The following is a 24706-nucleotide window of genomic DNA, read 5'->3' on the forward strand; positions in this document are numbered from 1 at the left end:
CCCAAGGCCCGGAGTCACCGGCCTCAGGGCCCGGGTCCGCCGGCCTCAAGGCCCGGCGCTCCGGGCCGCCCGGCTCGTGGCCCGCGCGGCCCGGAGTCGCACGGTCTGACGACCCGACGAGGTCCTCAGACCGTACGGTTCCGGGCCGCGAGCAGTCCCACCGCCAGCGCCGTCGCGCACACGCCGAGCACCACGGCCAGCGGCAGCGTCCAGGAGCCGCTCGCCTGGTGCAGAGCGCCCGCGGCCAGCGGACCCGCGGCGGCCATGAGATAGCCGACGGTCTGGGCCATTCCGGAGAGCCGGGCGGCCGTCGCCGCGTCGCCCGTGCGCAGCACGATCAGGGTGAGCGCGAGGCCCACCGCGCCGCCCTGCCCGACGCCGAGCAGCGCCGACCAGAGCCAGGCGCCCGCGACCGGGGCCACCATGAGGCCCGCGTAACCGGCCGCCACCAGCGAGGTGACCAGCACGATCAGCGGGCGCTGGCTGCGCATCCGGCCCGCGAGCAGCGGCACGGCGAAGGCGCCCGCCACCTGCATCAGGTTGTTGAAGGCGAAGACGACACCGGCGGTGGAGCGGCTCATCCCGTGGTCCGTGAAGATCGTCGGCATCCAGGCGATCAGCACGTACGTCCACAGCGACTGAAGCCCCATGAAGAGCGTGACCTGCCAGGCCAGCGCCGACCGCCACACGTTCACCGGCCGCGGGGCCACGGCGGCGGACGGCACGGGCCGCGCCTCGTGCCCCGTACGGCCCCGGGCGATCAGCAGCTGCGGCAGCCAGGCGAGTGCCGCGACGACGGCGAGCAGCGACCAGACGCCCAGGGACGCCTGCCAGCCGCCGAGGGCCCGCTCCAGCGGCACCGAGGAGGCGGCGACGAGGGTGGCGCCCGCGATCATGGCGCCCGTGTAGACGGAGGTCATGGACGCGGCCCGGTCCGGGAAGTCACGCTTGATCAGGCCCGGCATCAGGACGTTGAGCAGGGCGATCGCGGTGCCGACCAGGACACCGCCCGCGTAGAGCGCGGCCGCCGCCGGCAGGATCCGCACCAGGATGCCCGCGCCGAGCAGCAGCAGGGCCGCGAGGAGGACCCGCTCGGCGCCGAAGCGCCGGCCGAGCCAGGGTGCCACCAGCGCGCCGAGGCCCAGGAAGAGCACCGGCACCGAGGTCACCAGGGAACTGGCCGCCGCCGACAGTCCGTACGTCTCCGCCAGCTCGCTCACCAGCGGCGACACGCTGGCAAGGGCGGCCCGCATGTTGAGCGAGGCCAGCACGATGCCGACCAGGAGCAGCGCCGGATGCGCGAGCAGCGCCCGCCGGCCGGCCGCACCGGCGGCACCGGCCGCGCCGGTGGCACGGGCGGCACCGGCCGCGCCGGTGGCAGAGGACCGGACGCCGGCCCCGGCTCCTACCCCGGCCCCGGCTCCCACCCCGGCCCCGGTCTTCGTCCCGGCCCCGGCCTTCCCGCAGGTCTCCGCCCCTGCCCCCGCGACGCCGCCCTCCGCGTCGACCAGGGCCCTCGTCGAGGAATCCGCCGTCACCGGGCATCTCCCTCGGCCGAGTCCGCCAGCGCCGCGTGCGCCTCCATCGGTACCCGCAGCAGCTCCCGGGCCCCCGCCTCCGCCGCCTCCGCGTCGCCCTCCTCGATGGCCACGACGACGGCCTCGTGCAGGTCGATGTCGACCGCCGGCAGTGCCGCGTCGCACAGCGCCTCGACGAGCACCTCGTGCACCTGGGTGGAGAAGAAGCGGTAGACCTCGCGGAAGGCGGTGTTGTGGGTGGCCTCGACGACCGCCAGGTGGAAGGCGAGGTCGGCGTCCGCGTCCCGGTCGCCCTCCTCGCGCAGGGTGGCCAGGGCCGCGCGCAGCCGCAGCAGGTCGTGGGTGTCGCGCCGCACGGCCGCGAGCCGCGCCGCCTCCGCCTCCAGGGCGGCGCGCAGCTCCAGGACGTCGCGGGCGCCCGCGTGCCGTACTGCGCCGAGGACGGCGGCCGGGTCGGCGGTGGACCTGACGAAGGTGCCGTTGCCCTGGCGGGACTCCAGGAGACCGGCGTGGACGAGGACCCGGACGGCCTCGCGGACCGTGTTGCGGCCGACGCCGAGGAGCGCCGCCAGCTCGTGCTCGGTGGGGATCCGGTCGCCGACCGCCCACTCGCCGGCCGCGAGCTGCGCCCGCAGTTGCTCGACCACGGAGTCCACCAGCGAGGTCCGTCCCGCCGCCTTCAGTGCCATCGTCACTCCTGCCTTCGGGGACATTCGCCCGGTTGCCCAGTCATCCTACAAGTGACGTCCCTCGCCTCCCCGGCCAGGCCACAGCGACCGGACTACTGTGGGCTCGTACGTGTGCCGAACACCCTCACCACCCTCGGGAGTCAGTCATGTCAGACCGCTTCGACGTCGTCGTACTCGGAGCTGGCCCCGGCGGCTACGTCGCCGCCATCCGCGCCGCCCAGCTGGGCAAGCGGGTCGCGGTCGTCGAGGAGAAGTACTGGGGCGGTGTCTGCCTGAACGTCGGCTGCATCCCCACCAAGGCGCTGCTGCGCAACGCCGAGCTCGCCCACATCTTCAACCACGAGGCCAAGACGTTCGGCATCAAGGTCGACGGCACGGTCTCCTTCGACTACGGCGAGGCGTTCCGCCGCAGCCGCACGGTCGCGGACGGCCGCGTCAAGGGCGTCCACTTCCTGATGAAGAAGAACGGGATCACCGAGTTCGACGGCCGGGGCACCTTCCTCGACGCGAACACCCTCCAGGTGGCGAAGGCCGACGGCACCACGCAGACGATCACCTTCGACAACTGCATCATCGCCACCGGCGCCACCGCGCGGCTGCTGCCCGGCACCGCCCTCAGCGACCGCGTCGTGTCGTACGAGGAGCAGATCCTCGCCGAGGACGCCCCGCAGTCGATCATCATCGCCGGTGCCGGCGCGATCGGCATCGAGTTCGCGTACGTCCTGAACAACTACGGCACCAAGGTCACCATCGTCGAGTTCCTCGACCGGATGGCCCCGCTGGAGGACGAGGAGGTGTCCAAGGAGCTCGCGAAGCAGTACCGCAAGCTCGGCATCGACGTCCTCACCTCGACCCGCGTCGACGCCATCGACGAGTCCGGCCCGCAGGTCCGCGTCACCGTCACCGGCAAGGACGGCTCCCAGAAGGTCCTGGAGGCCGACAAGGTCCTGCAGGCCATCGGCTTCGCGCCGAACGTCTCCGGCTACGGCCTGGAGAACACCGGTGTCGCCCTCACCGAGCGCGGTGCCATCGACGTCGACGGCCGCTGCCGCACCTCCGTGCCGCACATCTACGCCATCGGTGACGTGACCGCGAAGCTGATGCTCGCGCACACCGCCGAGGCCATGGGCGTCATCGCCGCCGAGACCATCGCGGACGCCGAGACGATGGAGCTCGACTACCCGATGATCCCGCGCGCCACCTACTGCCAGCCGCAGATCGCGAGCTTCGGCTACACCGAGGCCCAGGCGCGCGAGAAGGGCTACGACGTCAAGGTCGCCAAGTTCCCGTTCATGGCGAACGGCAAGGCGCACGGCCTCGGCGACTCGACCGGCTTCGTGAAGATCGTCGCCGACGCGAAGTACGGCGAGATCATCGGCGCCCACCTGATCGGCCCCGACGTCACCGAGCTGCTGCCCGAGCTGACCCTGGCGCAGCAGTGGGACCTCACGGTCCACGAGGTCGCGCGCAACGTGCACGCGCACCCGACCCTGGGCGAGGCCGTGAAGGAAGCGATCCACGGCATCGCCGGTCACATGATCAATTTCTGAGGATTCCCGAGGGTTTCTCTCGGACGGAGAAGGTTTCGCTCATAAATCACCCAGCTCGGGGTGATAGGCACTGATATGTGCCGAGCAAAACCTCAAGCCGTTTCCCGGTGTCACCGGGTGGCGAACCGTCGCGGCCGATCAGGTCGTGGGTGCGTTCGTCACCCGGTACGCATCTCTGGCTGGCCGTCATCGCCATCACCAGCCTGGTCATCGCGCTCTCCCCGGACCGGCTGGAGCGTTATCTGCTGCACCGCAACAGCAGCAATCTCTTCCAGCTCTCCCACCATCCGATGCGCGCCCTGCTCGGCAGCGCCTTCTGGATCGAGAACCCGGGGAGCCTCCTCCTCTACGCCGTCCTCTTCGAGGTCCTGCACGCGCCCGTCGAGCGCTGGCTCGGCACGGTGAAATGGCTGATCGTCGTCGCCACCGCGCACGTCGCGGCCACCCTCATCAGCCAGGAGGTGGTCCTCCTCGCCATCCGGGACCAGCACGTGCCGCGCAGCATGGCGCACGTCGTCGACATCGGGGTGAGTTACGGGCTCGCGGCCTCCGCCGGCATCCTCACCTACCGGCTGCCGCGCCCCTGGCGCTGGCTGTACCTCGCCGGGGCGGTGGCCTTCTTCGCCGTGCCGCTGGTCACCAACCGCACGTACACGGACCTCGGGCACGCGATCTCGCTGGTGATCGGCCTGGCGTTCTGGCCGCTCGCCCGGTCCGAGGGGCCGGGGCCGGGGCGGGGACCACGGCCGGGACCGGGACCAGGGCCGGGGCCGGGGCGAAAACCGCTGGTGGGTGGCGGGGAGCCCGGCGCACACTAGGGGTACGGAAACGGGGCGGCCGCTTCGAGCGCGCGGAGGCGAACCGCGCGGGCCGCCCCGCTTTTCGTACTCCCTCTACTGCTGGAGCAGCCGCTCCAGGACGACGGCGATGCCGTCCTCCTCGTTCGAGCCGGTCACCTCGTCGGCGACCGCCTTCAGCTCCACGTGCGCGTTGGCCATCGCCACGCCCCGGGCCGCCCAGCCGAACATCGGGATGTCGTTGGGCATGTCGCCGAAGGCGATGGTCTCCGCGGCCTTCACGCCGAGCCGGCGCGCGGCGATGGAGAGCCCGGTGGCCTTGCTGAGGCCGAGCGGGACGATCTCCACGATGCCCGGGCCGGCCAGGACGACGTCGACGAGCCCGCCGACGGTCTCCCGGGCGATCAGGGTCAGCTCGTCGTCGGTCAGCGTCGGGTGCTGGATGTACAGCTTGGTCAGCGGCGCCGCCCACAGCTCGGCCGGGTCCTCGTACGGGACGTACGGCAGCGGCCCTTCCTGGCTCCGGTAGCCGGGGCCGATCAGGACCTCGCCCTCCAGACCGTCGCGGCTGGCGGCCAGGGCCAGCGGCCCCACCTCCGCCTCGATCTTGGAGAGGGCGAGGCCGGCGAGCTGCCGGTCGAGCGTGAGCGAGGTCAGCAGCCGGTGCTCACCGGCGTGGTAGACCTGTGCGCCCTGCCCGCACACCGCGATCCCCTCGTAGCCGAGGTCGTCGAGGATGTGCCGGGTCCAGGGCACCCCCCGCCCGGTCACGATGATGTGCGCCGCTCCGGCCTCGGTGGCCGCGAGGAGCGCCGCGCGCGTCCGGTCGGAGACGGACTCGTCGGCCCGCAGCAGCGTGCCGTCGAGATCCGTCGCGACCAGGCGGTAGGGGAACGTGCCCACGGGGAACGTGCTCACTTGGAGACCGGCTCCAGGACCTCACGGCCGCCGAGGTAGGGGCGCAGCACCTCGGGCACGCGCACCGAGCCGTCGGCCAGCTGGTGGTTCTCCAGGATCGCCACGATGGTGCGCGGGACGGCGCACAGCGTGCCGTTCAGGGTGGCCAGCGGCTGCACGGTCTTCTTGCCGTCCCGCTCCTCGCGCATGCGGACGGAGAGGCGGCGGGCCTGGAAGCCGTCGCAGTTGGAGGCCGAGGTCAGCTCGCGGTACTTGCCCTGGGTCGGGATCCACGCCTCGCAGTCGAACTTGCGCGAGGCCGAGGCGCCGAGGTCGCCGGTGGCGACGTCGATGACCTGGAACGGCAGCTCCAGGGAGGTGAGCCACTGCTTCTCCCAGTTCAGGAGCCGCTTGTGCTCGGCCTCGGCGTCCTCCGGAGCGACGTACGAGAACATCTCGACCTTGTCGAACTGGTGGACGCGGAAGATGCCGCGGGTGTCCTTGCCGTACGTGCCGGCCTCGCGGCGGAAGCACGGCGAGAAGCCGGCGTAGCGCAGCGGCAGCTTGTCGGCCTCGATGATCTCGTCCATGTGGTACGCGGCGAGCGGCACCTCGGACGTGCCGACCAGGTAGAAGTCGTCCTTCTCCAGGTGGTACACGTTCTCGGCGGCCTGGCCGAGGAAGCCGGTGCCCTCCATGGCGCGCGGGCGGACCAGCGCCGGGGTGAGCATCGGGATGAAGCCGGCCTCGGTGGCCTGCGCGATCGCCGCGTTGACCAGGGCGAGCTCCAGGAGCGCGCCGACGCCGGTGAGGTAGTAGAAGCGCGAGCCGGAGACCTTGGCGCCGCGCTCGACGTCGATGGCGCCGAGCGCCTCGCCGAGCTCCAGGTGGTCCTTGGGCTCGAAGCCCTCGGCGGCGAAGTCGCGGATGGTGCCGTGCGTCTCGAGGACGACGAAGTCCTCCTCACCGCCGACCGGCACGTCCTGGTGGACGATGTTGCCGAGCTGGAGCAGCAGCGCGCGGGCCGTCTCGTCGGCCTCGTTCTGCTCGGCCTCGGCGGCCTTGACGTCGGTCTTGAGCTGCTCGGCCTTCTGCAGCAGCTCGGCGCGCTCCTCGGGGGACGCCTTGGGGATCAGCTTGCCGAGCGCCTTCTGCTCGGAGCGGAGTTCGTCGAAGCGGACGCCGGACGACCTGCGCCGCTCATCGGCGGAGAGCAGGGCGTCGACGAGGCCGACGTCCTCTCCACGGGCGCGCTGGGAGGCGCGAACACGGTCGGGGTCCTCACGGAGCAGGCGAAGGTCAATCACCCCACCAGGCTACCGGTGCGGCAGGTACGGCCCTACCCGATATAGGATTGCGTGTCGCTTTGCCCGAATTGCTTCGCTTTCCAGCGAATTCCCCATTCGGAGTTCTGCACAGCGAGAGTGGGTTATCCACAGGCTGTGCGAAAGATCTGTGGATGAGCGCCACCCGTCGATCTTCAGGGCATTTTCCCACTCCTTCGAGTGGGAATTGCTCGCTCCAAAGTGTGGGGCCCCGGACCTGGGATGACGGCGATTTGTCGACCCGCGCCGACCGCCTTGTCGACTTGTCCCCAGGCCGAGGGGCGACCCTGTGGATAACTCAGGTCCGGCCGTCCTGGACCCGGGCCAGCCAGTCCGACGCCGCCGTGAACTCGGTGTCCGTCGTCCCGCGCCGCAGCGGCCGTACGTCCTCGGGCGCGACGCCCGCGCGCGGGTACGAGCCCAGGAAGCGCACCTGCGGGCAGATCCGCTTCAGGCCCATCAGTGCCTCGCCGACCCGCCGGTCCGAGATGTGGCCCTCGGCGTCCACGGCGAAGCAGTAGTTGCCGATGCCCGCGCCCGTCGGACGCGACTGGATCAGCATCAGGTTGACCCCGCGCACCGCGAACTCCTGGAGGAGTTCGAGCAGGGCGCCCGGGTGGTCGTCGCCGAGCCACAGCACGACCGAGGTCTTGTCGGCGCCGGTGGGCGCCGCCGGCCGGGCCGGGCGGCCCACGAGCACGAACCGCGTCTCCGCGTTCTCTGCGTCGTGGATCTCGGTGACCAGCGGTTCGAGCCCGTACGTCGCCGCCGCGAACTCGCCCGCGAAGGCCGCGTCGAAGCGGCCCTCCTGCACGAGCCGGGCCCCGTCCGCGTTGGAGGCGGCCGACTCCCACACCGCCTCCGGCAGATGCGACCGCAGCCAGTTCCGCACCTGCGGCTGGGCGACCGGATGGCCGGTGACCGTCTTGATCTCCGACAGCTTCGTCCCCGGCCGTACGAGCAGGGCGAAGGCGATCGGCAGGACCACCTCGCGGTAGATCATCAGCGGCTCGCCCGAGGCCAGCTCGTCGAGCGTGGCGGTCACACCGCCCTCGACCGAGTTCTCGATCGGCACGAGTGCCGCCGCCGCCTCACCGTTGCGCACCGCGTCGAGCGCGGCCGGGACCGAGACCATCGGGACGAGCTCCCGCGTCGCGGCCTCGGGCAGCGTACGCAGCGCGGCCTCCGTGAAAGTGCCTTCGGGACCGAGATACGTATACCGGGTGGCGGACATACGGTCACCCTAATGGAGCCGGTCCGCCGGGGCGCCGCCGTTCTGCGACTCGAGAAAGGCGTCTACGACTCGAGAAGCCGCTGGCCCACGTACTCGCCCTCGGCCGGACCGCCCGGCACCGCGAACAGACCGCTCGACTCGTGCCGCACGAACGGGGACAGCGCGTCGCCCCGGTCGAGCTTGCGCTGCACCGGCACGAAGCCGCGCAGCGGGTCGGCCTGCCAGCACACGAACAGCAGGCCGGCGTCCGGCGTGCCGTCGGGCGCGATCCCGTCGTGGAAGGAGAACGGCCGGCGCAGCATCGCCGCTCCGCCGTTCTGTTCGGGGGCGGAGATCCGGGCATGGGCGTTGTCCGGGATGACCGCCTTGCCGTCCGGGCCGAGCTTGTTCAGGTCGAGCTTGGTCGTCTCGGTCCCGCCGCTCAGCGGCGCGCCGTCGGCCTTCCGCCGTCCGATGACCTTCTCCTGCTTGTCGAGCGAGAGCTTCTCCCAGTCGTCGAGCAGCATCCGGATCCGCCGCACGACCGCGTACGAGCCGCCCGCCATCCAGTCGGACGAGGACGACCCGGGCACGAAGATCCGGCGGTCGAAGTCGGGCTCGGACGGCTTGGGGTTGTTCGTGCCGTCCACCTGGCCCATCAGGTTGCGGGCCGTCATCGGCCTGGCCGTGGCCCCGGCGGACCGGTTGAAGCCGTTCATCTGCCAGCGCACCCGGGCCGCGCCCGCCGCGTCCTTCTGGACCGCGCGCAGCGCGTGGAAGGCGACCAGGGCGTCGTCCGCGCCGATCTGCACCCACAGATCGCCCTCCGAACGCTTCGGGTCGAGCGCGTCGGACGAGAAGGCGGGCAGCGGGTCGAGCTGCGCCGGGCGGCGCGCGGCGAGCCCGGTGCGGTCGAAGAAGGTGCGGCCGAAGCCGAAGGTCACCGTCAGCGAGGACGGCCCCGCGTCGAGCGCGATCCCGGTGTCGTCGGTCGCGGTCCCGCCCGCCATCAGCGCCTTGGCCGTGGCCGACCAGCGGCGCAGCAGCGCGGTGGCCTCCTTGCGGCCGGCGCCGGGGACGAGGTCGAAGGCGATCAGATGGCCGCGGGCCTGAAGCGGAGTGGTGATCCCCGCTTGATGTTTCCCGTGAAACATCACCTCGGTCGCACCGACGGAGGCGAGGGCGGTCGAGTCGGTCGAGGGGGCGTCGGGAGACACCGCCGCCGAGATCCCGGCACCGCCGGCCGCGCCGATCACCAGTCCGGCGGCACCGGCCGCACCGACAGTGCCGAGCACCCGCCGCCGGGAGATCTCAAGATTGTTGTCGTTGCTCGGGTTGCTCGGGTTGCTCGGGTTGTTCACGGGGCTCAGCCGATCTTCACGTTCTTCTCGATGGTGGTCTGGTCGATGTCGGAGGTGCGGACGGTGACCTGCATCAGCCATTCGCCCGGCATCGGCAGCTGGACGCCGGCCGCGCTCCAGTGCCCGGTCTGGACCCGGTCGGGCAGCACGGGAAGCGGGCCGATGTTCTTCTCCTTGAGGGTGAAGGCGACCTTCACCTCGGGAACGTCCAGGCCCCGCCCGTTCGGCCGCAGCACGTAGATGTGCAGCGCGTTGGCGCCCGTGCGGCCCGGGTCGAGGGTGAGCTGGACGGTGCCCCTGCCGTCGACGCCGCCCGTGTCGAAGGGCAGCCGGACGTCGATCGGGCGGTTGGGGACGGCGGTGGAGCCGGCCGCGGCCCGGCCCCGGCCCGTCTCCTCCTCCGTACGGGCGGGCTCGGTGGCGGTCAGCACGGTCGTGACGGCGAGCAGCACGACGGCGACGGCGGCCTCGGTGAGCACCGAGCGGCGCAGCCCGGCCCGCTCGGGGTCCGCGTCCCGCGCCTTCTTCCGCCGCGCGGTGGCCACGGCGGCCCGCTGCCGGGCGAGCTGCGCGGCCCGCTCCTCGTCGATCTCGACAGCCGCGACGGCCTCGGCGCCCTCCGCATCCGAGGGCTCCTCGGTCTCCTCGGCCTCCTCCACCCGCTCGGAAGCGGGCGCCTCCGCCAGTCGCCGGACCCAGCGCCGCGACACCCAGCCGATGCCCACGAGCACGGCGACCAGGCCGATCTTGACCAGGAGCAGCTGCCCGTACCGGGTGTCGGTGAGCGCCGACCAGGTGCCGACCTGCCGCCAGGACTGGTAGATCCCGGTGGCTGCGAGGACGACGACCGAGCCGAACGCCACCTTCGAGTAGCGCTCGACGGCCGACCGCTCGACCGACGGCGCCCGGTACAGCGCCACGAGCAGCGCGGTCAGACCGCCCAGCCAGGCGGCCACGGCCAGCAGGTGCAGGATGTCGACGGGCATCGCGATGCCCGGCTGGAGCCCGGTCGAGGCGTGCTCGGCGAGCGCCCAGGTCCCGGCGATGCCGGCGGCGACGACGACGCCGCCGAGCGCGAGCCCGAAGGTGAGGTCCCGGCGCCCCTCCTCGTCGCGCTCGCTTCCCTGTTCCCGCTCCGCGACCGTCCTGGCGTACGCGCCGAACAGCACGGCCACGAACAGCGCCGCCGCGCCGAGCAGCAGCAGTCGCGAGGAGAGCGCGGCCCCGGTCTTCGTCTCCAGGACGGCCCGCAGCCCGCCCAGGTCGAAGACGTCGGCGAGCTTCCCGGTCCGGGTGTACGGGTGACGGAGCAGCAGCAGCGCGAGCGTGGACCCGGTCAGCGTGAGCCAGCCGCCCACCACGAGCTTCTGCACGGGCCGTACGGCCGCACCGCGCGGCCAGCAGGCGAGCACGAACGCGCCGCCGCCGACGAGGACGACGAAGGCGGCGTACGAGAGGTAGCGCGCGATCCCGTACAGCGCGCCGACCACCCCGCCGCCCACCGGGGTGTCCGGCAGGGCGACGGAGGTCTTCGACGGGGCGCCGATCGAGAAGGTGAAGGCGCCGGAGACGGGGTGGCTGTCGGCGGAGACGGTCTGCCAGGCCACCGTGTAGGTGCCGTCGGGCAGCCCGGGCAGCAGCTCCACCCCGTAGCGGACGGTCGAACCGCTGCACCGGTCGCGGATCTCGCCCGTGTCGGCCCGCTTCCCCGCCGGGTCGAGCACCCGGATGGAGTCGCCGCTCATGGCGACCTGTTCGGAGAAGGTGAGGTCGACCTCCTTGGGGGCGGTGGCGACCACCGCCCCGTCCTGCGGGTCGCTGCCGGTCAGCGCCGCGTGCGCGGACGCGGGGCCCGCCGTGGCGAGCAGGGCGCCGAGGAGCGCGGCGGCGACGAGCAGCAGCCGGGCGAGGGCCGGTCCGAGGCGCGGGGCGGTGGTGGTCACGGGTTCTGTCACTCCCTTCCTGGGATTCCTGTCACTGCCTCAGAGGGCTCAGTGCTGCTTCGGGTTGTGGTTGGGGGCCTCGACGGGAAGCTCGACCTTGATGGGCGCGGACTTCTCGAAGTGGAGCTCGATGCCGACCTTCTCGCCCTGCTTGGGCTGCTTCTTCAGCTCCATGAACATGATGTGGTTGCCACCGCGTTCGAGCTTGAGCTCGCCGTTCGCCGGGATGTCGAAGGACTTCACCTCCTGCATCTTCTGGTTCTTGGACTCGTGGATCGTGATGTCGTCCGAGAGCGAGCTGGTGACGGAGGTGAGCTTGTCGGCGGTGTTGCCGTCGTTGGTGATGGTGAGGAAGCCGCCGGCCATGTCCATCACCGGCTGCGGCATGAACGCGCCGCTCACCTTCAGTTCGGGGCCGCTCTTGGCGTCCGAGGACGAGGACGAACACCCGGTCAGCGCGAGCGCGGTGGCGAGCGCCACGGCAGCGACGGAGGCGGGCAGGGTGGTGGTGCGGCGGGTCACGGGTTCTCCCCCTTGATGAGCTTCGGCAGGTCCTTGGCGTAGTCGTCGGCGGTGGTGGACTCGCCGTACAGGACGTAGCCCTGGTCGGTCGTCGGCGAGAACGCGATCACCTGCGCGCCGTGCATGGAGACGACCGTGCCGTCCTTCTCCTTCGTCGGCGGGTCGATGCCGATGCCGATCGAGCGCGCCCCGGCCTGGATGGCCGAGAAGTCGCCGGTCAGACCGGTGAACGACGGGTCGCCGGCGGCGGGCAGCCACTTGCCGAGCTCGGCGGCGGTGTCCCGCTCCGGGTCGGTGGTGACGAAGACGACCTGGAGCTTGTCCTGGTCGGCCTTGGGGAGCTGCTTGCGCGCGATGGCGATGTTGCTCATCGTCAGTGGGCACACGTCGGGGCAGTGGGTGTAGCCGAAGTAGATGAGCGTCGGCTTGCCCTTGGTGCGCTCGCGGAGGTCGTACTTCTGGCCCTTGGTGTCGGTCAGGACCAGGTCGGGCTTGGTGAACGGCCGGTCGAGGACGGTGGCGGCCCTGGTGTTGTCGGTGCCGCCGGAGACCTCGGCGACCGGCGCGTTGCCGCCGGACGTGCCGTCCGGGTTCTCGCCGCCGTTCAGGCCGACGGCGGCCGTGATGCCGATCGCCGCGACGATCGCCACCGCGGCGGCGATCAGCGGGGCACGGCGGCCGGGGCGGTCGCCGTCCGTGGTGGTGCCGGACGTGGTGTCGGACTTGGTGTCGGACATGGTGTGTCTTTCGGGAGAGGGGATGTGCTCCGGGCCGTGCGTCAGGCCGAGCGACGGCGCCCGGCCAGGACGCCGAAGGCGACTCCGGCGAGACCGATGACGATGCCGACGACGCCGAGGACGCGGGCCGCGTTGTCGGTCGAGGAGGCGGCGGCCTCCTTGTGCTCGCCGTCGTCGTGCGCGCCGGCCTTGTCGTCGGCACCCTTGGCGGCACCGTCGTGGTGGTCGTCGTCGCCCTCGCCGGTCGCGGCGGCCAGCTTCAGGACGGGGGCGGGGTTCTCGGGCTCGGCGGCGCCGTCCTTGGGCTCCTCGATCCAGCGCACGACCTCGTTGTTGTCGTAGGTCTGCAGGGCCTTCAGGACGAGCCGGTCGGTGTCCTCCGGCAGCTGGCCGAGGGAGAGCGGGAACTGCTGGAACTGGCCGGGGCCGATCTTCGAACCGTCCGCCGTCCAGGTCACCTTGGAGACGGCCTCGTTGATCGTCTTGCCGTGCAGCGCGAGCGGCTTGGCGAGCTTCGCCCTGGTGACCTCGACCTTCCAGCCGGGGACCGGCTGCGGCATCACGGAGGCCAGCGGGTGGTCGGCCGGGAAGCTGACCTCGACCTTGACGGTGGAGGCGTTGTCGCGCTCGTTCGGGACCTTCAGGTTGACGGTCGCGTAGCCGCCCTGGGTGGCCTGGCCCTGCGGCTGCACGCTCACGTGCGCGAAGGCGGTGCCGGAGAGCAGCAGGACGGAGGAGGCGGCGACACCGGCGGCGACGGCGGCACGGGCGACGAACGTGCGGGGCGGGAACGTACGGGAAACGCTCATGGCAGAGACACTCCAGCTCATGAAAGAAACGTCGGAAGACAGGCGTGCGCGGTCCGCGTGCGGACGCGGACGGCTGCGGACCCGCCCCCCCCCGAATTCCTCCGTGGCTGGAGCGGCCCGCGTCAGGCTGCGAGGAGGCAGCGGGCGGCGGCCGGCGGGCCGCGCCTGATCACCGTGTGCTGAAGTGCCTCGGCCACCGGCGGCGGCGAGGAGTCGAAGGCGGTACGGGCGGGCCCGCGCGGCCCGGTGGCCGGAGCGCCCGGCAGGCCGGCGAGCAGGGCCCGTACGAGGAACAGCGCGGCGCGCAGCGACCGTACGAGCGCGCACTCGGCGAACTCGGCGACGCCCTCCGTCGACAGCCGGACGAGCCGGCCGAGGGCCAGGTCGCCGCGGCGCAGCAGCCAGCCGGTGGCGAGCGCGGCGAGGAGGTGACCGAGCAGCATCGGGAGGCTGGGCACCAGTTCGGCGGGCGCGACGGGAGCCGGCATCCCGCTCATGCCCGCCATGTGCGCGTGCGCTCCGGCCGTGACCGGGGCGGCCGGGGTGAGCCCGGCGTCGCTGACGATCCGGGCCGCGTCGGCGGGGCTCAGCGCGGACGCGCCGCGCCCGCAGACCAGCTTGGCGGCGAGGTTGACGAGCGCGTTGTCCGACTGCGGGCCCAGGGCCGGCGGCCGCTGTCCGAGCCCGAACAGGGCGTGCAGGGCGAGCTGTCCGGCCGTGAGCGCGCCGACGACGAACGGCAGCGAACGCTCCCGTCCCGCGACGAGCACCGTGAAGCCGAAGACGCCGAGGAAGCCGGCGGCCAGCGACCACAGCGCGATCCCCGCACAGGCGGCCAGCGCGTGGCCGAGCGCGGCCAGCACGACACAGACCGCGGTGAACACCGCGGCCCTCAGCAGGCGTGGCGCGAGCGCGGGGGCAGACATGGCGGGCCCATCATCGCACCAGGCCCACCCCGCCCATACGGCAGGTCCGGAAGGTCACCCTTGTGCGCCTTCGGACGGCATCCCGTCGGACTCCGACCGGCACGGAGCGGCGCGCATTACACCGGCACACCGGTTCCCGCATCCGCCGAACGGGCGCCGTTGCGGGGGGAGGGGGCTTATGGACCACGCGGCACGGCAATACGTATCGGTATGTCGTGGCGCACAGGAGGCTGGAGCATGAGCATCTGGTGGTCCCTGCATCTGCGGCGCGAGGCCGCGAGCGTGCCACTCGCCCGCCGGCTGCTGCTCGGCACGATGGAGACGGCGGGCGTCGACCCGGACGTCTCCTACGACCTGTCGGTGGCCCTGACGGAGGCGTGCGCGAACGCCGTCGAGCACGGGGGCGCGGTCACCGGGCGGTTCGGCCGGGCCTCGGAGGCGTACCGCGTCACCGCCTACCTGGACGGCGAGACCTGCCGTATCGAGGTGGCCGACTCCGGCCCCGGCTTCCCGGGCCCGGCACCGGTCCCGTCGGCCGACACGTACGCCGAACACGGCCGCGGGCTCCGGCTGATCGAGGAGCTCGCCGACCACGTGCACGTCGGCCGTACGGGCCGCGGCGGCGCGCTGGTCAGTTTCGACAAGCTCCTCAAGTGGCGCCCGGACGCGCCGCTCGCGCTGGCGTAGCCGGCGGCCCCGGACGCCACGGACGGCAGGAGCCCCCGCCGACGGTGTCGGCGGGGGCTCCTCGTGCGGTGCGTCAGCCCTGCAGGCCGGCCATCCACGCCTCGACCTCGTGGGAGGCGCGCGGCAGCTGGTCCGACAGGTTCCGGTTGCCGGAGTCCGTGACGAGGATGTCGTCCTCGATGCGGACGCCGATGCCCCGGTACTCCTCCGGCACGCTGACGTCGTCGGCCTGGAAGTAGAGACCCGGCTCGACGGTCAGGCACATGCCCGGCTCCAGGGTCGTGTCGACGTACGCCTCGGTGCGCGCGGCGGCGCAGTCGTGGACGTCCATGCCGAGCATGTGACCGGTGCCGTGCAGGGTCCAGCGGCGCTGCAGGCCGAGTTCCAGGACGCGGTCGACCGGGCCCTCGACGAGGCCCCACTCGACGAGCTTCTCGGCGAGCACGCGCTGGGCGGCGTCGTGGAAGTCGCGGTAGGCGGCGCCGGGCTTCACGGCGGCGATGCCGGCCTCCTGGGCCTCGTACACGGCGTCGTAGATCTTGCGCTGGACGTCGGTGAAGCGGCCGTTGACGGGCAGCGTGCGGGTGACGTCGGCGGTGTAGAGCTCGGTGGTCTCCACGCCGGCGTCGAGCAGCAGCAGGTCGCCGGAGCGGACCGGGCCGTCGTTGCGGACCCAGTGCAGGGTGCAGGCGTGCGGGCCGGCGGCGGCGATGGTGCCGTAGCCGACGTCGTTGCCCTCGACGCGGGCGCGCAGGAAGAAGGTTCCTTCGATGTAGCGCTCGCTGGTCGCCCGGGCCTTGTCGAGGACCTTGACGACGTCCTCGAAGCCGCGCGCGGTCGAGGCGCACGCCTTCTCCAGCTCGGCGATCTCGAAGGCGTCCTTCACGAGGCGGGCCTCGGAGAGGAAGATCCGCAGCTCCTCGTCGCGCTCGGCGGTGACCTTGTCGGCGAGGGCGGCCTCGATGCCGGCGTCGTGGCCGCGGACGGCGCGGACCGGGCCGGTGGCCGCGGTCAGGGCCGCGGGCAGCTCGCGGACGTCCTTCGCGGGCAGACCGAGCAGCTGCTCCGCCTCGGCGAGGGAGTGGCGGCGGCCGACCCACAGCTCGCCCTGGCCGTCGAGCCAGAACTCGCCGTTCTCGCGGTCGGAGCGCGGCAGCAGGTAGATCGTGGCGGTGTGGCCCCCGGCGGTGGGCTCCAGGACGAGCACGCCGTCGTGCGTCTGGTCGCCGGTGAGGTACGCGTACTCGGTGGAGGCGCGGAAGGAGTACTCGGTGTCGTTGGACCGGGTCTTCAGGTTGCCGGCCGGGATGACCAGGCGCTCGCCCGGGAAGCGGGCGGAGAGCGCGGCGCGGCGGGCGGCGGTGTGCGCGGCCTGGGCGATCGGGGCGAGGTCGTGCAGCTCGGTGTCGGCCCAGCCGGACTTCATGTTCTCGGCGAGCTCGTCGGACACGTCCTGGTACAGACCGTTCTTCCGCTGCTTGATCGCCTGCTCTTCGGAACCTTCCGGGGTCTCCGGGGTCTCCGTCGTGAGCTCATCGGCCACGGTTCTGCCTCCTTTGGTACGACACTGAACCATCACCATCGTACGTTCGTGCGGAGGCAACTCAGAGGCGGAAGGTCCGCTTCCGGAAACTCACCAGGTGGCGCTTCTCACTCGAAGCGCGCGGCCAGCAGCACCACGTCCTCGCCGTCGTCGGCCGACGTGTCCCGGCCGTCCAGGCCGTCCGGGAGCAGGGTCCGCAGGACGTGGTCGGCGACCGCGCCCGGGTCGGTCCGGTCCGCCCTCGGCACGCTCGCGGCGGCCGCGTGCAGCCGCGCGAAGGCCCGGTCCATGGGATCGCCGGTGCGCCGCAGCAGCCCGTCGGTGTACAGCAGCACCGTTTCTCCAGCGGCGGGCGACAGCTCCACGCTGGGCGCCTCCCAGCAGGCCAGCATGCCGAGCGGGGCGGACAGCGAGGTCTCCACGTACTCGGTGCGGTGCTCGCCGACGACCAGCGGCGGGGCGTGCCCGGCGCCGGCGAGGACGATCCGGCGGTCGGCCGGCTCGCAGTAGGCGAAGAGGGCGGTGGCCGAGCGCGCGGGCTCGGTGAGGCGCAGCAGCAGCTCCAGGTCGGACAGGACGGCGACCGGGTCCTCGCCCTCCATCACGGCGTACGCGCGGAGCGAGGCGCGCAGCCGGCCCATGGCGGCCAGCGCGCTCGGCCCGCTGCCGGTGACGGAGCCGACGGCGAGCCCGAGGGCGCCCTCGGGCAGCGGCAGCGCGTCGTACCAGTCGCCGCCGCCCCGCGGGCCGGTGCGGTGCCGGGCGGCGAGCTGCACGCCGGGGACCCGGGGGAGCCGGCTGGGCAGCAGCTCCTCGGCGACGGTGGCGACCCGCACGCGGGCGCGCTCGACCTCCAGGAGGCGGGCGAGGTGCTCGGTGGCGAAGCGGCCGTAGAGCCCGATCAGGTGGCGCTGGCGTTCGGTGGGCTCGGCGGGCTCGTCGTACAGCCAGACGACCGCGCCGAGCTTCCCGGCCTCCGCCGTGGCGAGCGGCAGGGCGTAGCTGGCGGCGTAGCCCAGGCGGGCGGCGACCTCGCGCAGCCGCGGGTCGAGGTCCTCCTCGGAGCGCAGGTCGGGGACGGCGACGGGGCGGGGCAGCGAGCCTTCGGGCAGCGGGTCGAGGCCGTCGAGGATGCGGCCGTACGAGGTGACGCTGCGCGGCACGGTCTCGATGGTGCCGAGCTCGGCGTGGGCGAGGCCGAGGCCGACGGTGCTGGCGGGGCCGAGGCCGTCGGCCGGTTCGAGCACGGCCATCCCGCGGCGCGCCCCGACCAGGGCGGCGCCGGCGCGCAGCAGCTCGTGCAGCGCCTCGTCGAGCGTGGCGGTCCTGATCAGGGACTCGGTGAGTTCCTGGAGGAGGGTGAGGTCGGAGACCCAGCCGGCCAGGCGGTCCTGCAGCGGCGTCCCGGGGGGCATGGCGGAGACGTGGGCGGAGAGCGGCGCGCCGACGGGTGCCGCAGTGTGCGGGGGAGAGGGAACGGTGGAATCGATTCCGGCCACTTTCGGCGCGCGGGGTGTAGTCATGGCAGACGGCTTTCCGACCTGCTCATTTCCTGCAATAGCATCGCAAACCCCCAAGTCATTCTGCGCCGCTATCCATCGATCCACATCTACACGCACATGTAGATCGATGTCCAGCATTGTCACCATGGGACTTCTGGTGTCCGTGGGACTCTGCGAGAGGGTTGAAGACTAGGGGAAGTTGGCCGAAAATTGCCCTCGGCGTGCACCATTTGCGGTCGACTGGCGTCGTTTGAAAGCGCGTCATTCAGAGCGTGACGGGTACGTAATCGGTGACGGGCAGGGGCAGTTGGCGACGCCCCTGAATACGGACGCGGAACCCGGGCGTCCTCATCACCGCAGGCCGCACCCCTATCCCCGAGTGGCGGGGAACGTGTTCCGGCAGGACTGCCCACGGAGCTCGGGCGCAGCTCGTACGCACAGTGAAGAGACGTGCACATGGTGTGATGTGTGCGCGTGTGTGATGTGGATTCTGGCGTTCAACGGAAAGGACGAGCGCTCATGCGCGAGATCCCCGGAAGGCGACGCAGGCTCCGGTTCCGGCGCGGCAGGCGCGGTGCGGGCATGGAGGGCGTGGCGAAGACCGTCCCTGGTCAGCTCGACGCGGCGCTGCTGTACGCCACCGCCTGGGGCTGGCCGGTGCTGCCGGGCGTGGGCCTGCGGTCGGGCGGAGCGCGTACGACGGGACCGCTCGCGGGAGCGGGCGCCGGGGCGGGCGCCGCTTCCCGTACGGACGAGGGCGCCCCCGTCGTCGCGAGCTGTGCGTGTCCCGACCCCGAGTGCGTCGTACCCGGCGCGCACCCCTTCGACCCCGGCCTCCTCGCGGCCACCACCGACGCCCGCATGATCCGCTGGTGGTTCGGCGGCCGCCCCGGCGCCCCGGTCCTGCTCGCCACCGGCGGCCGCGCCCCGTGCGCGGTGAGCCTGCCGGCCGCCGCGGGCGCCCGCGCCCTCACCGCGCTCGACGCGCAGGGCATGCGGCTCGGCCCGGTCGTGACCACGCCCGACCGGATGGCCCTCCTCGTAGCCCCGTACGGCCTCGAACGGCTCGGCGAGCTCCTCTACGCGAAGGACAGCGTGCCCGGCACGCTGCGCTTCCACGGCGACGGCGGCTATCTGCCGCTGCCGCCCTCGGCCACCGGGACCGGCCAGGTCCGCTGGGAGCGGGCGCCGCTCGAAGGGTCCGCGCGGCCGTGGCTGCCGGACGTCGAGGCGGTCGTGGACGCGCTCGTCGAGGCGAGCACGAGCACACCGGGCGGCGGCAGCAGGCTCGCGCACTGACGCTTCACCCGTACGGGTGTGGCAGGCCCGGGCATCCAGGGGAATCGGGCGCGCGGCCGGCCGGGAGCCCGCCGGCCGCGGATATCTTCGCCGGAGGATCTTTCGGGGGACCTTTCGACTGGAGGGCGCGTGAGACCGGCGCAGCTGCGGGTGCTGGCCCTCGGGGCCGTCGTGTCGATCGCCGTCCTGGTGCCGATCGCGGCGACGGCCGGCCCGTCCACCACGACGGCCGACGGGTCGGTGCCGGCGGACGGCGGGTCGGTGCCGGCGGACGGCGCCGGGGCGGAGGGCGGCCTGCTCGCGGACCTCGGCCTGCCCCCCGCCCGTACCGCGGTCTCCTCCCCCGCCACCCGCTGCGGCCCCGAACTCGCCTCCCCCGACGGCGTGGAGGCGCAGACGTGCGTGGTGACCGAGGGCGCCGACACCTGGGCGCGCACGTACTACCGCAACGCGACGGGCGAGCCGCTCGACGCCGTACTCACCCTGATGGCGCCCGCCGGGCGGACCGTACAGGTGCGGTGCGCGGTCGAGGCGCGGGACGAACCGGGGACGTGCGAGACGCCGAGGGAGCGACGGGCGGGACGCGTTTCAGCGGATCACGCGGATCTCGCGGATCACGCGGTTGGCACGGATGGCACGGATCACGCGGACTATTCGGCGGTGGCGGAATTCGCGGGGTCCGGGGAGGGCGACAGCACGCCGCTGCTGCTGCGCTCGGGGAGCAACGCGGCGGAGCCAGAAGGTAGTTGAGCCTCGTACGGACCCGGTGCCGGATCCAGGGCATGGAAAGGCCCGATCGCTGGCGACGGGGGATGCACCAGCGACCGGGCTTCCAGAACGGTAACAAGAGATTGGCCGTTCGCAAATTCGATCTCGGTTATTCGGACAGGGATTTGGCCCTTCCGGCGAGATCTTGTGGTCGACGTCACCGACTGGTCGGTCTGTCGGTCACGGATACCACCTGGGGTATCAGCTGAGCGTCACCTGACGGTTGGTGAGGCCGCCGCGCGCGCGACGCTCCTCGACGGTGAGGGGAGCGTCGCTCGCGAGCGCCGTGGCGAGCCGCTCGGCGAACTCGGCGGCCGGCTTCTCGCAGTCCTCCGCCGTCATCGTGGTCGGCAGGTCCCACACCGGAACCATCAGACCGTGCGCCCGGAAGGAGCCCACGAGCCGGGTGTCCGGGCCGAGCGAGGTGGTGCCGGCGGCCTGCAGCCGGGCGAGCGCGTCGAGCAGCTTCTCCTCCGGGTGCGGCATGACCCAGCGCAGGTGGTTCTTGTCCGGGACCTGGCACCAGTAGGCGGCGTCGACGCTCGCCAGCTTCACGGTGGGGATGGCGGCGGCGTTGGCGCGCTCCAGGGAGGCGGCGACCTCCGGGTTGGAATTGTCCGCCGTCTCCGGAATCCAGAATTCGAATCCGGAGTGCACCTCCGGCGCAAAATCGCCGTTCGGGTCGAGCAGCTCCTGCAGCCGCGGACCCTCCGCCTCGACGCGCCGCGCGGCGACCGGCGTGCCCGGCTCGGCCACCAGGGCGCGCTGCAGGGTGTCGGCGAGGTCGCGGGCCAGGTCGCCGGTGGACGACTCGTTCTGCAGGGCGATCAGCACCGAGCCGTCGTCGCGGCGCAGCGCCGGCCACGCCATCGGCAGCACGGTCGCCAGCGTCACGGACGGCACGCCCTCCGGCAGGCCGTCCTTCAGCGTCAGCGGCACGGTCGCGGCCGGCACCAGCTCGCGCAGCGCGACCCAGTCGCACTCACCCGGCAGTCCCTCGAACGGGCGCTGCACCAGCTCGGTCACGGCGTGCGAGGCGGCCCGCCCGTGACACGCCTTGTAACGGCGACCCGAACCACAGGGGCACGGCTCGCGCGCGCCGACGACCGGGATCTCCCCGCTCGTGACCTGTGCCTGCCCGGCCTTGCCGGGCTTCGTCTGGGGGCGCTTCTTGGCCATGGTGGGTCTTTCTCCCGATCGCGGCGATCCAGTAATGGCCGCGAGCCTAGCCGCCCGGGGTCCGCGGCGTGGCCCGGCACCGCCGTGCGGGGGAGCGCCGGACGGGTCCGAGCGCCACCGGCGCCCGGTCCCCCTACGTCCCTGGCCGTCCAGAGCCGGCCAGGGCCGACCATCGACGACCACGGCGCCCGAACAAGCCGCCCGTCGTCAGTCGAGGTCGTCGTACGCGTCCAGGAAGCCCAGGCCGGGGCCGCCGCCGACCCGTGTCGCGAAGTCGTCGCGACGATGGCCCTCGCCCTCGGTGACGAGGGCCCAGACGGTGACCTCGCCCGTCGCGCTGTCGCGGACGCCCCAGTCCTGGGCGAGCGCGCTGATGATGTTCAGCCCGCGGCCGCCGCGCGCGGTGACGGAAGGGGTGGCCGGAACCGGGCGGGTCGGGCCGCCGCCGTCCGTCACCTCGATCGTGAGGCCGCCGCGTCTGTCGACGCTCCAGGCGGCCCGTACGTCACCGTCGCCCACGTCCGCGCCGGGGCCCAGCGGTCTGCCGTGCCGACAGGCATTGCTGAGCAGTTCGGAAAGGATCAGCACCGCGTCGTCGACGACCGATTCGGACATCCCGCTGCGGATCAGCTGCTCCCGCATCCGGTGTCGCGCCTCACCCACGCCCGCAGGACCATGAGGTACGGCCATGCTCGACGACGTGGGCACCTCCTGTGCCACCACCAACGCCACCCCCGAGACCTCCTTTGCCCCACGCCACGAGGTGAATGCCCCAATGGCCTGGACCGGAAACCGGCCAGTACCCCTCCGGTGACGCACTCGTGACGATCGCGTACGTTCCGAACGCGCCGGTGCACACCCCGCACCCGTGTGACAGCCGGGACAGAAGGGGCTCAAGTGGCCGCGCCGGAAGGGCTTTTACGCGCCTACGGGCGGCTGCGCGGGCCTACGCGCGCTTACGGGCGGCTGCTCGCGGCTGAACGCGCCTACGCGCGGCCCAGCTGGGCGAGGACCTGCTTCGGCCGGTTCGTGATGATCGCGTCGATCCCGAGCCGTACGCACAGCTCCACGTCCTCCGGATCGTCCACGGTCCACACGTGGACCTGGTGGCCGGCCTTCTGGAGCCGCAGGATCACGGTCGGATTGTGCCGCACGATCCGGATCGAGGGTCCGGCGATCCGCGCGCCCGCCGGCAGCCCGCCGGAGCGCAGCCGGGGCGTGACGAACTGGGAGAGCGAGACGGTCGGCAGCGTCGGCGAGGCGGCGGCGACGCGGTGCAGCGAGCGCGCCGAGAAGCTCATGACGCGGACGGGCGACTCCTCGGGCGCGGCCGGCTTGGCGAGTCCGAAGCGGTCGAGCAGCTGGAGCAGCTTCTCCTCCACCTGACCGGCCCAGCGGGTGGGGTGCTTGGTCTCGATGGCCAGGTCGATCCGGCGGCCGGCGTCGGAGACCAGCTCCAGGAGCCGTTCGAGGGTGAGGACGGAGGTGGCCTCGGGGTCGCCCCAGTCGGGCACCTCGCCGGACTCGTCGCGCCCCTTCCACGTACCGAAGTCGAGCGCGGCGAGATCGGCGAGCTCCAGGGCGGAGACGGCGCCGCGGCCGTTGGAGGTGCGGTTGACGCGCCGGTCGTGGACGAGGACGAGATGGCCGTCGGCGGTGAGCCGGACGTCGCACTCCAGGGCGTCGGCCCCGTGCTCGATGGCCTTCACATAGGCGGCGAGGGTGTGCTCGGGGGCGTCTTCGGAGGCGCCGCGATGGGCGACCACCTGGACGGTGAGCGGGCGGCTCGGCTGCTGGGGTGCGTGGGTCACCGCGTCATGGTACGGCTGTCCGGTTTGCCCCTAAGTAAACAATAGGGTGCCAACGCACAGCTCCGGCTTACAGTGGCCTGACGTGCTGTGGGAAAAGCTGGCCACAGCACGATTGACGACCAGACCGCGCAGTGTACGAGGAGAGAGCTGTGAGCACCGAGAACGAGGGCACGGCGGTTCCGGCGGACCAGACTGCCCCGTCCGCCCCTGCGACTCCTCCCGCCCCGCCCACGCCGCCCGCCACGCCTCCGGCGGCGGCCGACTCCCCGGCCGAGCCTCCGGCGGAGCAGCCCACCGAGCCGCCCACCGAGCCGGTGACGGCGGTCCAGGAGCCGGTGACGGCCCCGGCCCCCTCCCCGGCCCCGACCCCCACCCAGGCCCCGGCCCCCTCCCCGGCCGCCGCCGGTGGCTGGCCGCCCGCCCCGCCCGTGACCCCGTCCTGGGGAGCGCCCCAGCCGGTCGCCCCCCAGCCCCCGCGCAAGCGGGCCGGCGGCCTGGTGGCGGCGGTCCTCGTCGCGGCCCTGGTCGCCGGCGGCGTCGGCGGCGGCATCGGCTACTGGGCGGCGTCCCAGCGCGACGGCGACTCCACGAGCTCGACGACGGTCTCGGCCGGCGAGGCCCCCTCCTCCTTCAAGCGCGACCCGGGCACGGTCGCCGCGGTCGCCGCCAAGGCGCTGCCGAGCGTCGTCACCATCCAGGCGAAGTCCGGCGGCGTCGACGGCGAGGGCGGTACGGGCACCGGCTTCGTCTACGACAAGGAAGGCCACATCGTCACCAACAACCACGTGGTGGCCTCCGCGGCGGACGGCGGCACGCTCTCCGCCACCTTCTCCAACGGCAAGACGTACGACGCCGAGGTCGTCGGCCGCGCGCAGGGCTACGACGTGGCCGTGATCAAGCTGAAGAACGCCCCGTCCGACCTGACCCCGCTGCCGCTCGGCGACTCCGAGAAGGTCGCGGTCGGCGACTCGACGATCGCGATCGGCGCGCCCTTCGGCCTGTCGAACACGGTCACCACCGGCATCATCAGCGCCAAGGACCGCCCGGTCGCCTCCGGTGACGGCTCCGGCGGCAAGAACTCGTACATGAGCGCGCTGCAGACCGACGCCTCGATCAACCCGGGCAACTCCGGCGGCCCGCTGCTCGACGCGAGCGGCGCGGTGATCGGCATCAACTCGGCGATCCAGTCGGCGGGCAGCGGCTACGGCCAGTCCCAGGCGGGCTCGATCGGCCTCGGCTTCGCCATCCCGGTCAACCAGGCCAGGAACGTGGCCGAGCAGCTGATCAGGACCGGCAAGCCGGTCTACCCGGTCATCGGCGCCACGGTGAACATGCAGGAGAAGGGCGAGGGCGCCACCATCGCCGACCAGGGCTCCGGCGGCACCGCCGCCATCACCCCGAACGGCCCGGCCGCCAAGGCCGGCCTCAAGCCCGGCGACACCATCACCGCCTTCGACGACCGCCAGATCGACAGCGGCCCGACCCTCATCAGCGAGATCTGGACCCACAAGCCCGGCGACACCGTCAAGATCACCTACGTCCGCGCCGGCAAGACCGCCACCGCCACGGTCACCCTCGGCGAACGCACGGGCGACAGCTGACCGCGCCCG

At 72.7% G+C, this 24706-nt stretch carries 22 protein-coding genes; 6 read left to right on the forward strand and 16 right to left on the reverse strand.

The annotated features are described in order from the left end of the window. Positions 1–125 precede the first annotated feature (125 nt). Complete coding sequence (locus ACWEV0_RS06785; RefSeq protein ID WP_453147148.1) at positions 126–1307, reverse strand: CynX/NimT family MFS transporter; 1182 nt, start codon at positions 1305–1307, stop codon at positions 126–128. A gap of 227 nt (positions 1308–1534) precedes the next feature. Next, positions 1535–2227 carry a FadR/GntR family transcriptional regulator gene (locus tag ACWEV0_RS06790; protein WP_453147104.1) on the reverse strand — a complete coding sequence of 231 codons (693 nt, stop codon included), beginning with the start codon at positions 2225–2227 and terminating at the stop codon, positions 1535–1537. 146 nt (positions 2228–2373) lie between these two features. On the opposite strand from ACWEV0_RS06790, the gene lpdA reads away from it, so the two are divergent. Both lpdA and ACWEV0_RS06800 read left to right on the forward strand, forming a co-directional pair. Then, complete coding sequence (gene lpdA / locus ACWEV0_RS06795) at positions 2374–3777, forward strand: dihydrolipoyl dehydrogenase (protein WP_451609023.1); 1404 nt, start codon at positions 2374–2376, stop codon at positions 3775–3777. A 77-nt stretch (positions 3778–3854) separates the two neighbouring features. Beyond that, on the forward strand, positions 3855–4595 hold the full coding sequence (locus tag ACWEV0_RS06800) for a rhomboid-like protein (RefSeq protein ID WP_453147106.1): 741 nt from the start codon (positions 3855–3857) through the stop codon (positions 4593–4595). Between the two features lie 75 nt (positions 4596–4670). Here the strand turns inward: ACWEV0_RS06800 and ACWEV0_RS06805 are convergent, their stop codons facing one another. From ACWEV0_RS06805 to ACWEV0_RS06845, 9 genes are all read right to left on the reverse strand, one after another. Further along, entirely contained in the window at positions 4671–5477 is an 807-nt protein-coding gene (locus ACWEV0_RS06805) for an HAD family hydrolase (RefSeq protein ID WP_453147149.1), read from the reverse strand. Between the two features lie 11 nt (positions 5478–5488). Next, on the reverse strand, positions 5489–6778 hold the full coding sequence (serS, locus tag ACWEV0_RS06810) for a serine--tRNA ligase (RefSeq protein WP_453147108.1): 1290 nt from the start codon (positions 6776–6778) through the stop codon (positions 5489–5491). 316 nt (positions 6779–7094) lie between these two features. Next, complete coding sequence (gene pheA, locus ACWEV0_RS06815) at positions 7095–8030, reverse strand: prephenate dehydratase (protein WP_453147110.1); 936 nt, start codon at positions 8028–8030, stop codon at positions 7095–7097. Positions 8031–8092: 62 nt separating this feature from the next. Beyond that, positions 8093–9379, reverse strand: a complete 1287-nt coding sequence (gene efeB / locus ACWEV0_RS06820) for an iron uptake transporter deferrochelatase/peroxidase subunit (protein ID WP_453147151.1) — start codon at positions 9377–9379, stop codon at positions 8093–8095. Continuing rightward, entirely contained in the window at positions 9376–11313 is a 1938-nt protein-coding gene (locus tag ACWEV0_RS06825) for a copper resistance CopC/CopD family protein (RefSeq protein WP_453147111.1), read from the reverse strand. The genes efeB and ACWEV0_RS06825 overlap by 4 nt, the downstream gene beginning before the upstream one ends. Before the next feature lie 48 nt (positions 11314–11361). After that, positions 11362–11835, reverse strand: coding sequence for a copper chaperone PCu(A)C (locus ACWEV0_RS06830; RefSeq protein ID WP_453147113.1), 474 nt, complete (start codon positions 11833–11835; stop codon positions 11362–11364). Beyond that, the gene (locus ACWEV0_RS06835) at positions 11832–12572 is read right to left on the reverse strand and encodes an SCO family protein (RefSeq protein ID WP_453147115.1); all 741 of its coding nucleotides are present in this window, start codon (positions 12570–12572) and stop codon (positions 11832–11834) included. Before ACWEV0_RS06835 ends, ACWEV0_RS06830 begins: the two co-directional genes overlap by 4 nt. Positions 12573–12613: 41 nt before the next feature. Continuing rightward, complete coding sequence (locus ACWEV0_RS06840; RefSeq protein ID WP_453147117.1) at positions 12614–13381, reverse strand: YcnI family copper-binding membrane protein; 768 nt, start codon at positions 13379–13381, stop codon at positions 12614–12616. Positions 13382–13503: 122 nt separating this feature from the next. Continuing rightward, positions 13504–14307 carry a hypothetical protein gene (locus ACWEV0_RS06845; protein WP_453147119.1) on the reverse strand — a complete coding sequence of 268 codons (804 nt, stop codon included), beginning with the start codon at positions 14305–14307 and terminating at the stop codon, positions 13504–13506. A 237-nt stretch (positions 14308–14544) separates the two neighbouring features. On the opposite strand from ACWEV0_RS06845, the gene ACWEV0_RS06850 reads away from it, so the two are divergent. Next, entirely contained in the window at positions 14545–14994 is a 450-nt protein-coding gene (locus ACWEV0_RS06850; RefSeq protein ID WP_453147120.1) for an ATP-binding protein, read from the forward strand. 73 nt (positions 14995–15067) lie between these two features. Here ACWEV0_RS06850 and ACWEV0_RS06855 read toward each other — a convergent pair whose 3' ends face one another. Together ACWEV0_RS06855 and ACWEV0_RS06860 are read right to left on the reverse strand one after the other, a co-directional pair. After that, positions 15068–16537, reverse strand: coding sequence for an aminopeptidase P family protein (locus ACWEV0_RS06855; protein WP_453147122.1), 1470 nt, complete (start codon positions 16535–16537; stop codon positions 15068–15070). Positions 16538–16644: 107 nt separating this feature from the next. Then, positions 16645–18177 (reverse strand): PP2C family protein-serine/threonine phosphatase, encoded by a 1533-nt coding sequence (locus tag ACWEV0_RS06860; protein ID WP_453147123.1) that lies wholly within the window; start codon positions 18175–18177, stop codon positions 16645–16647. 381 nt (positions 18178–18558) lie between these two features. On the opposite strand from ACWEV0_RS06860, the gene ACWEV0_RS06865 reads away from it, so the two are divergent. Together ACWEV0_RS06865 and ACWEV0_RS06870 are read left to right on the forward strand one after the other, a co-directional pair. Further along, positions 18559–19338, forward strand: coding sequence for a bifunctional DNA primase/polymerase (locus tag ACWEV0_RS06865; protein WP_453147125.1), 780 nt, complete (start codon positions 18559–18561; stop codon positions 19336–19338). 129 nt (positions 19339–19467) lie between these two features. Next, positions 19468–20088, forward strand: a complete 621-nt coding sequence (locus ACWEV0_RS06870) for a hypothetical protein (RefSeq protein ID WP_453147127.1) — start codon at positions 19468–19470, stop codon at positions 20086–20088. Positions 20089–20307: 219 nt separating this feature from the next. Here the strand turns inward: ACWEV0_RS06870 and ACWEV0_RS06875 are convergent, their stop codons facing one another. From ACWEV0_RS06875 to ACWEV0_RS06885, 3 genes are all read right to left on the reverse strand, one after another. After that, a complete protein-coding gene (locus tag ACWEV0_RS06875; RefSeq protein WP_453147129.1) occupies positions 20308–21285 on the reverse strand; it encodes a DUF5926 family protein in 978 nt (325 codons plus the stop codon). 207 nt (positions 21286–21492) lie between these two features. Further along, positions 21493–22104: an ATP-binding protein gene (locus tag ACWEV0_RS06880; RefSeq protein ID WP_453147131.1), complete on the reverse strand. Its 612-nt coding sequence runs from the start codon at positions 22102–22104 to the stop codon at positions 21493–21495. 167 nt (positions 22105–22271) lie between these two features. Next, the gene (locus ACWEV0_RS06885; protein WP_453147132.1) at positions 22272–23096 is read right to left on the reverse strand and encodes a glycerophosphodiester phosphodiesterase; all 825 of its coding nucleotides are present in this window, start codon (positions 23094–23096) and stop codon (positions 22272–22274) included. A gap of 149 nt (positions 23097–23245) precedes the next feature. Here ACWEV0_RS06885 and ACWEV0_RS06890 point away from each other — a divergent pair, with 149 nt between their 5' ends. Next, positions 23246–24697 carry a S1C family serine protease gene (locus tag ACWEV0_RS06890; protein WP_453147134.1) on the forward strand — a complete coding sequence of 484 codons (1452 nt, stop codon included), beginning with the start codon at positions 23246–23248 and terminating at the stop codon, positions 24695–24697. The last annotated feature ends 9 nt before the right edge of the window (positions 24698–24706 follow it).

This window comes from Streptomyces sp. NPDC003943 (assembly GCF_053605265.1).

Coding starts and splice junctions, on each gene's coding strand:
- pheA (WP_453147110.1), bottom strand. CDS start 8,030: ATGTCCGCCACCCGGTATACGTATCTCGGTCCCGAAGGCACTTTCACG.
- lpdA (WP_451609023.1), top strand. CDS start 2,374: ATGTCAGACCGCTTCGACGTCGTCGTACTCGGAGCTGGCCCCGGCGGC.
- ACWEV0_RS06840 (WP_453147117.1), bottom strand. CDS start 13,381: ATGAGCGTTTCCCGTACGTTCCCGCCCCGCACGTTCGTCGCCCGTGCC.
- ACWEV0_RS06875 (WP_453147129.1), bottom strand. CDS start 21,285: ATGGCCAAGAAGCGCCCCCAGACGAAGCCCGGCAAGGCCGGGCAGGCA.
- ACWEV0_RS06865 (WP_453147125.1), top strand. CDS start 18,559: ATGCGCGAGATCCCCGGAAGGCGACGCAGGCTCCGGTTCCGGCGCGGC.
- ACWEV0_RS06860 (WP_453147123.1), bottom strand. CDS start 18,177: ATGCTGGACATCGATCTACATGTGCGTGTAGATGTGGATCGATGGATA.
- ACWEV0_RS06845 (WP_453147119.1), bottom strand. CDS start 14,307: ATGTCTGCCCCCGCGCTCGCGCCACGCCTGCTGAGGGCCGCGGTGTTC.
- ACWEV0_RS06790 (WP_453147104.1), bottom strand. CDS start 2,227: ATGGCACTGAAGGCGGCGGGACGGACCTCGCTGGTGGACTCCGTGGTC.
- ACWEV0_RS06850 (WP_453147120.1), top strand. CDS start 14,545: ATGAGCATCTGGTGGTCCCTGCATCTGCGGCGCGAGGCCGCGAGCGTG.
- ACWEV0_RS06835 (WP_453147115.1), bottom strand. CDS start 12,572: ATGTCCGACACCAAGTCCGACACCACGTCCGGCACCACCACGGACGGC.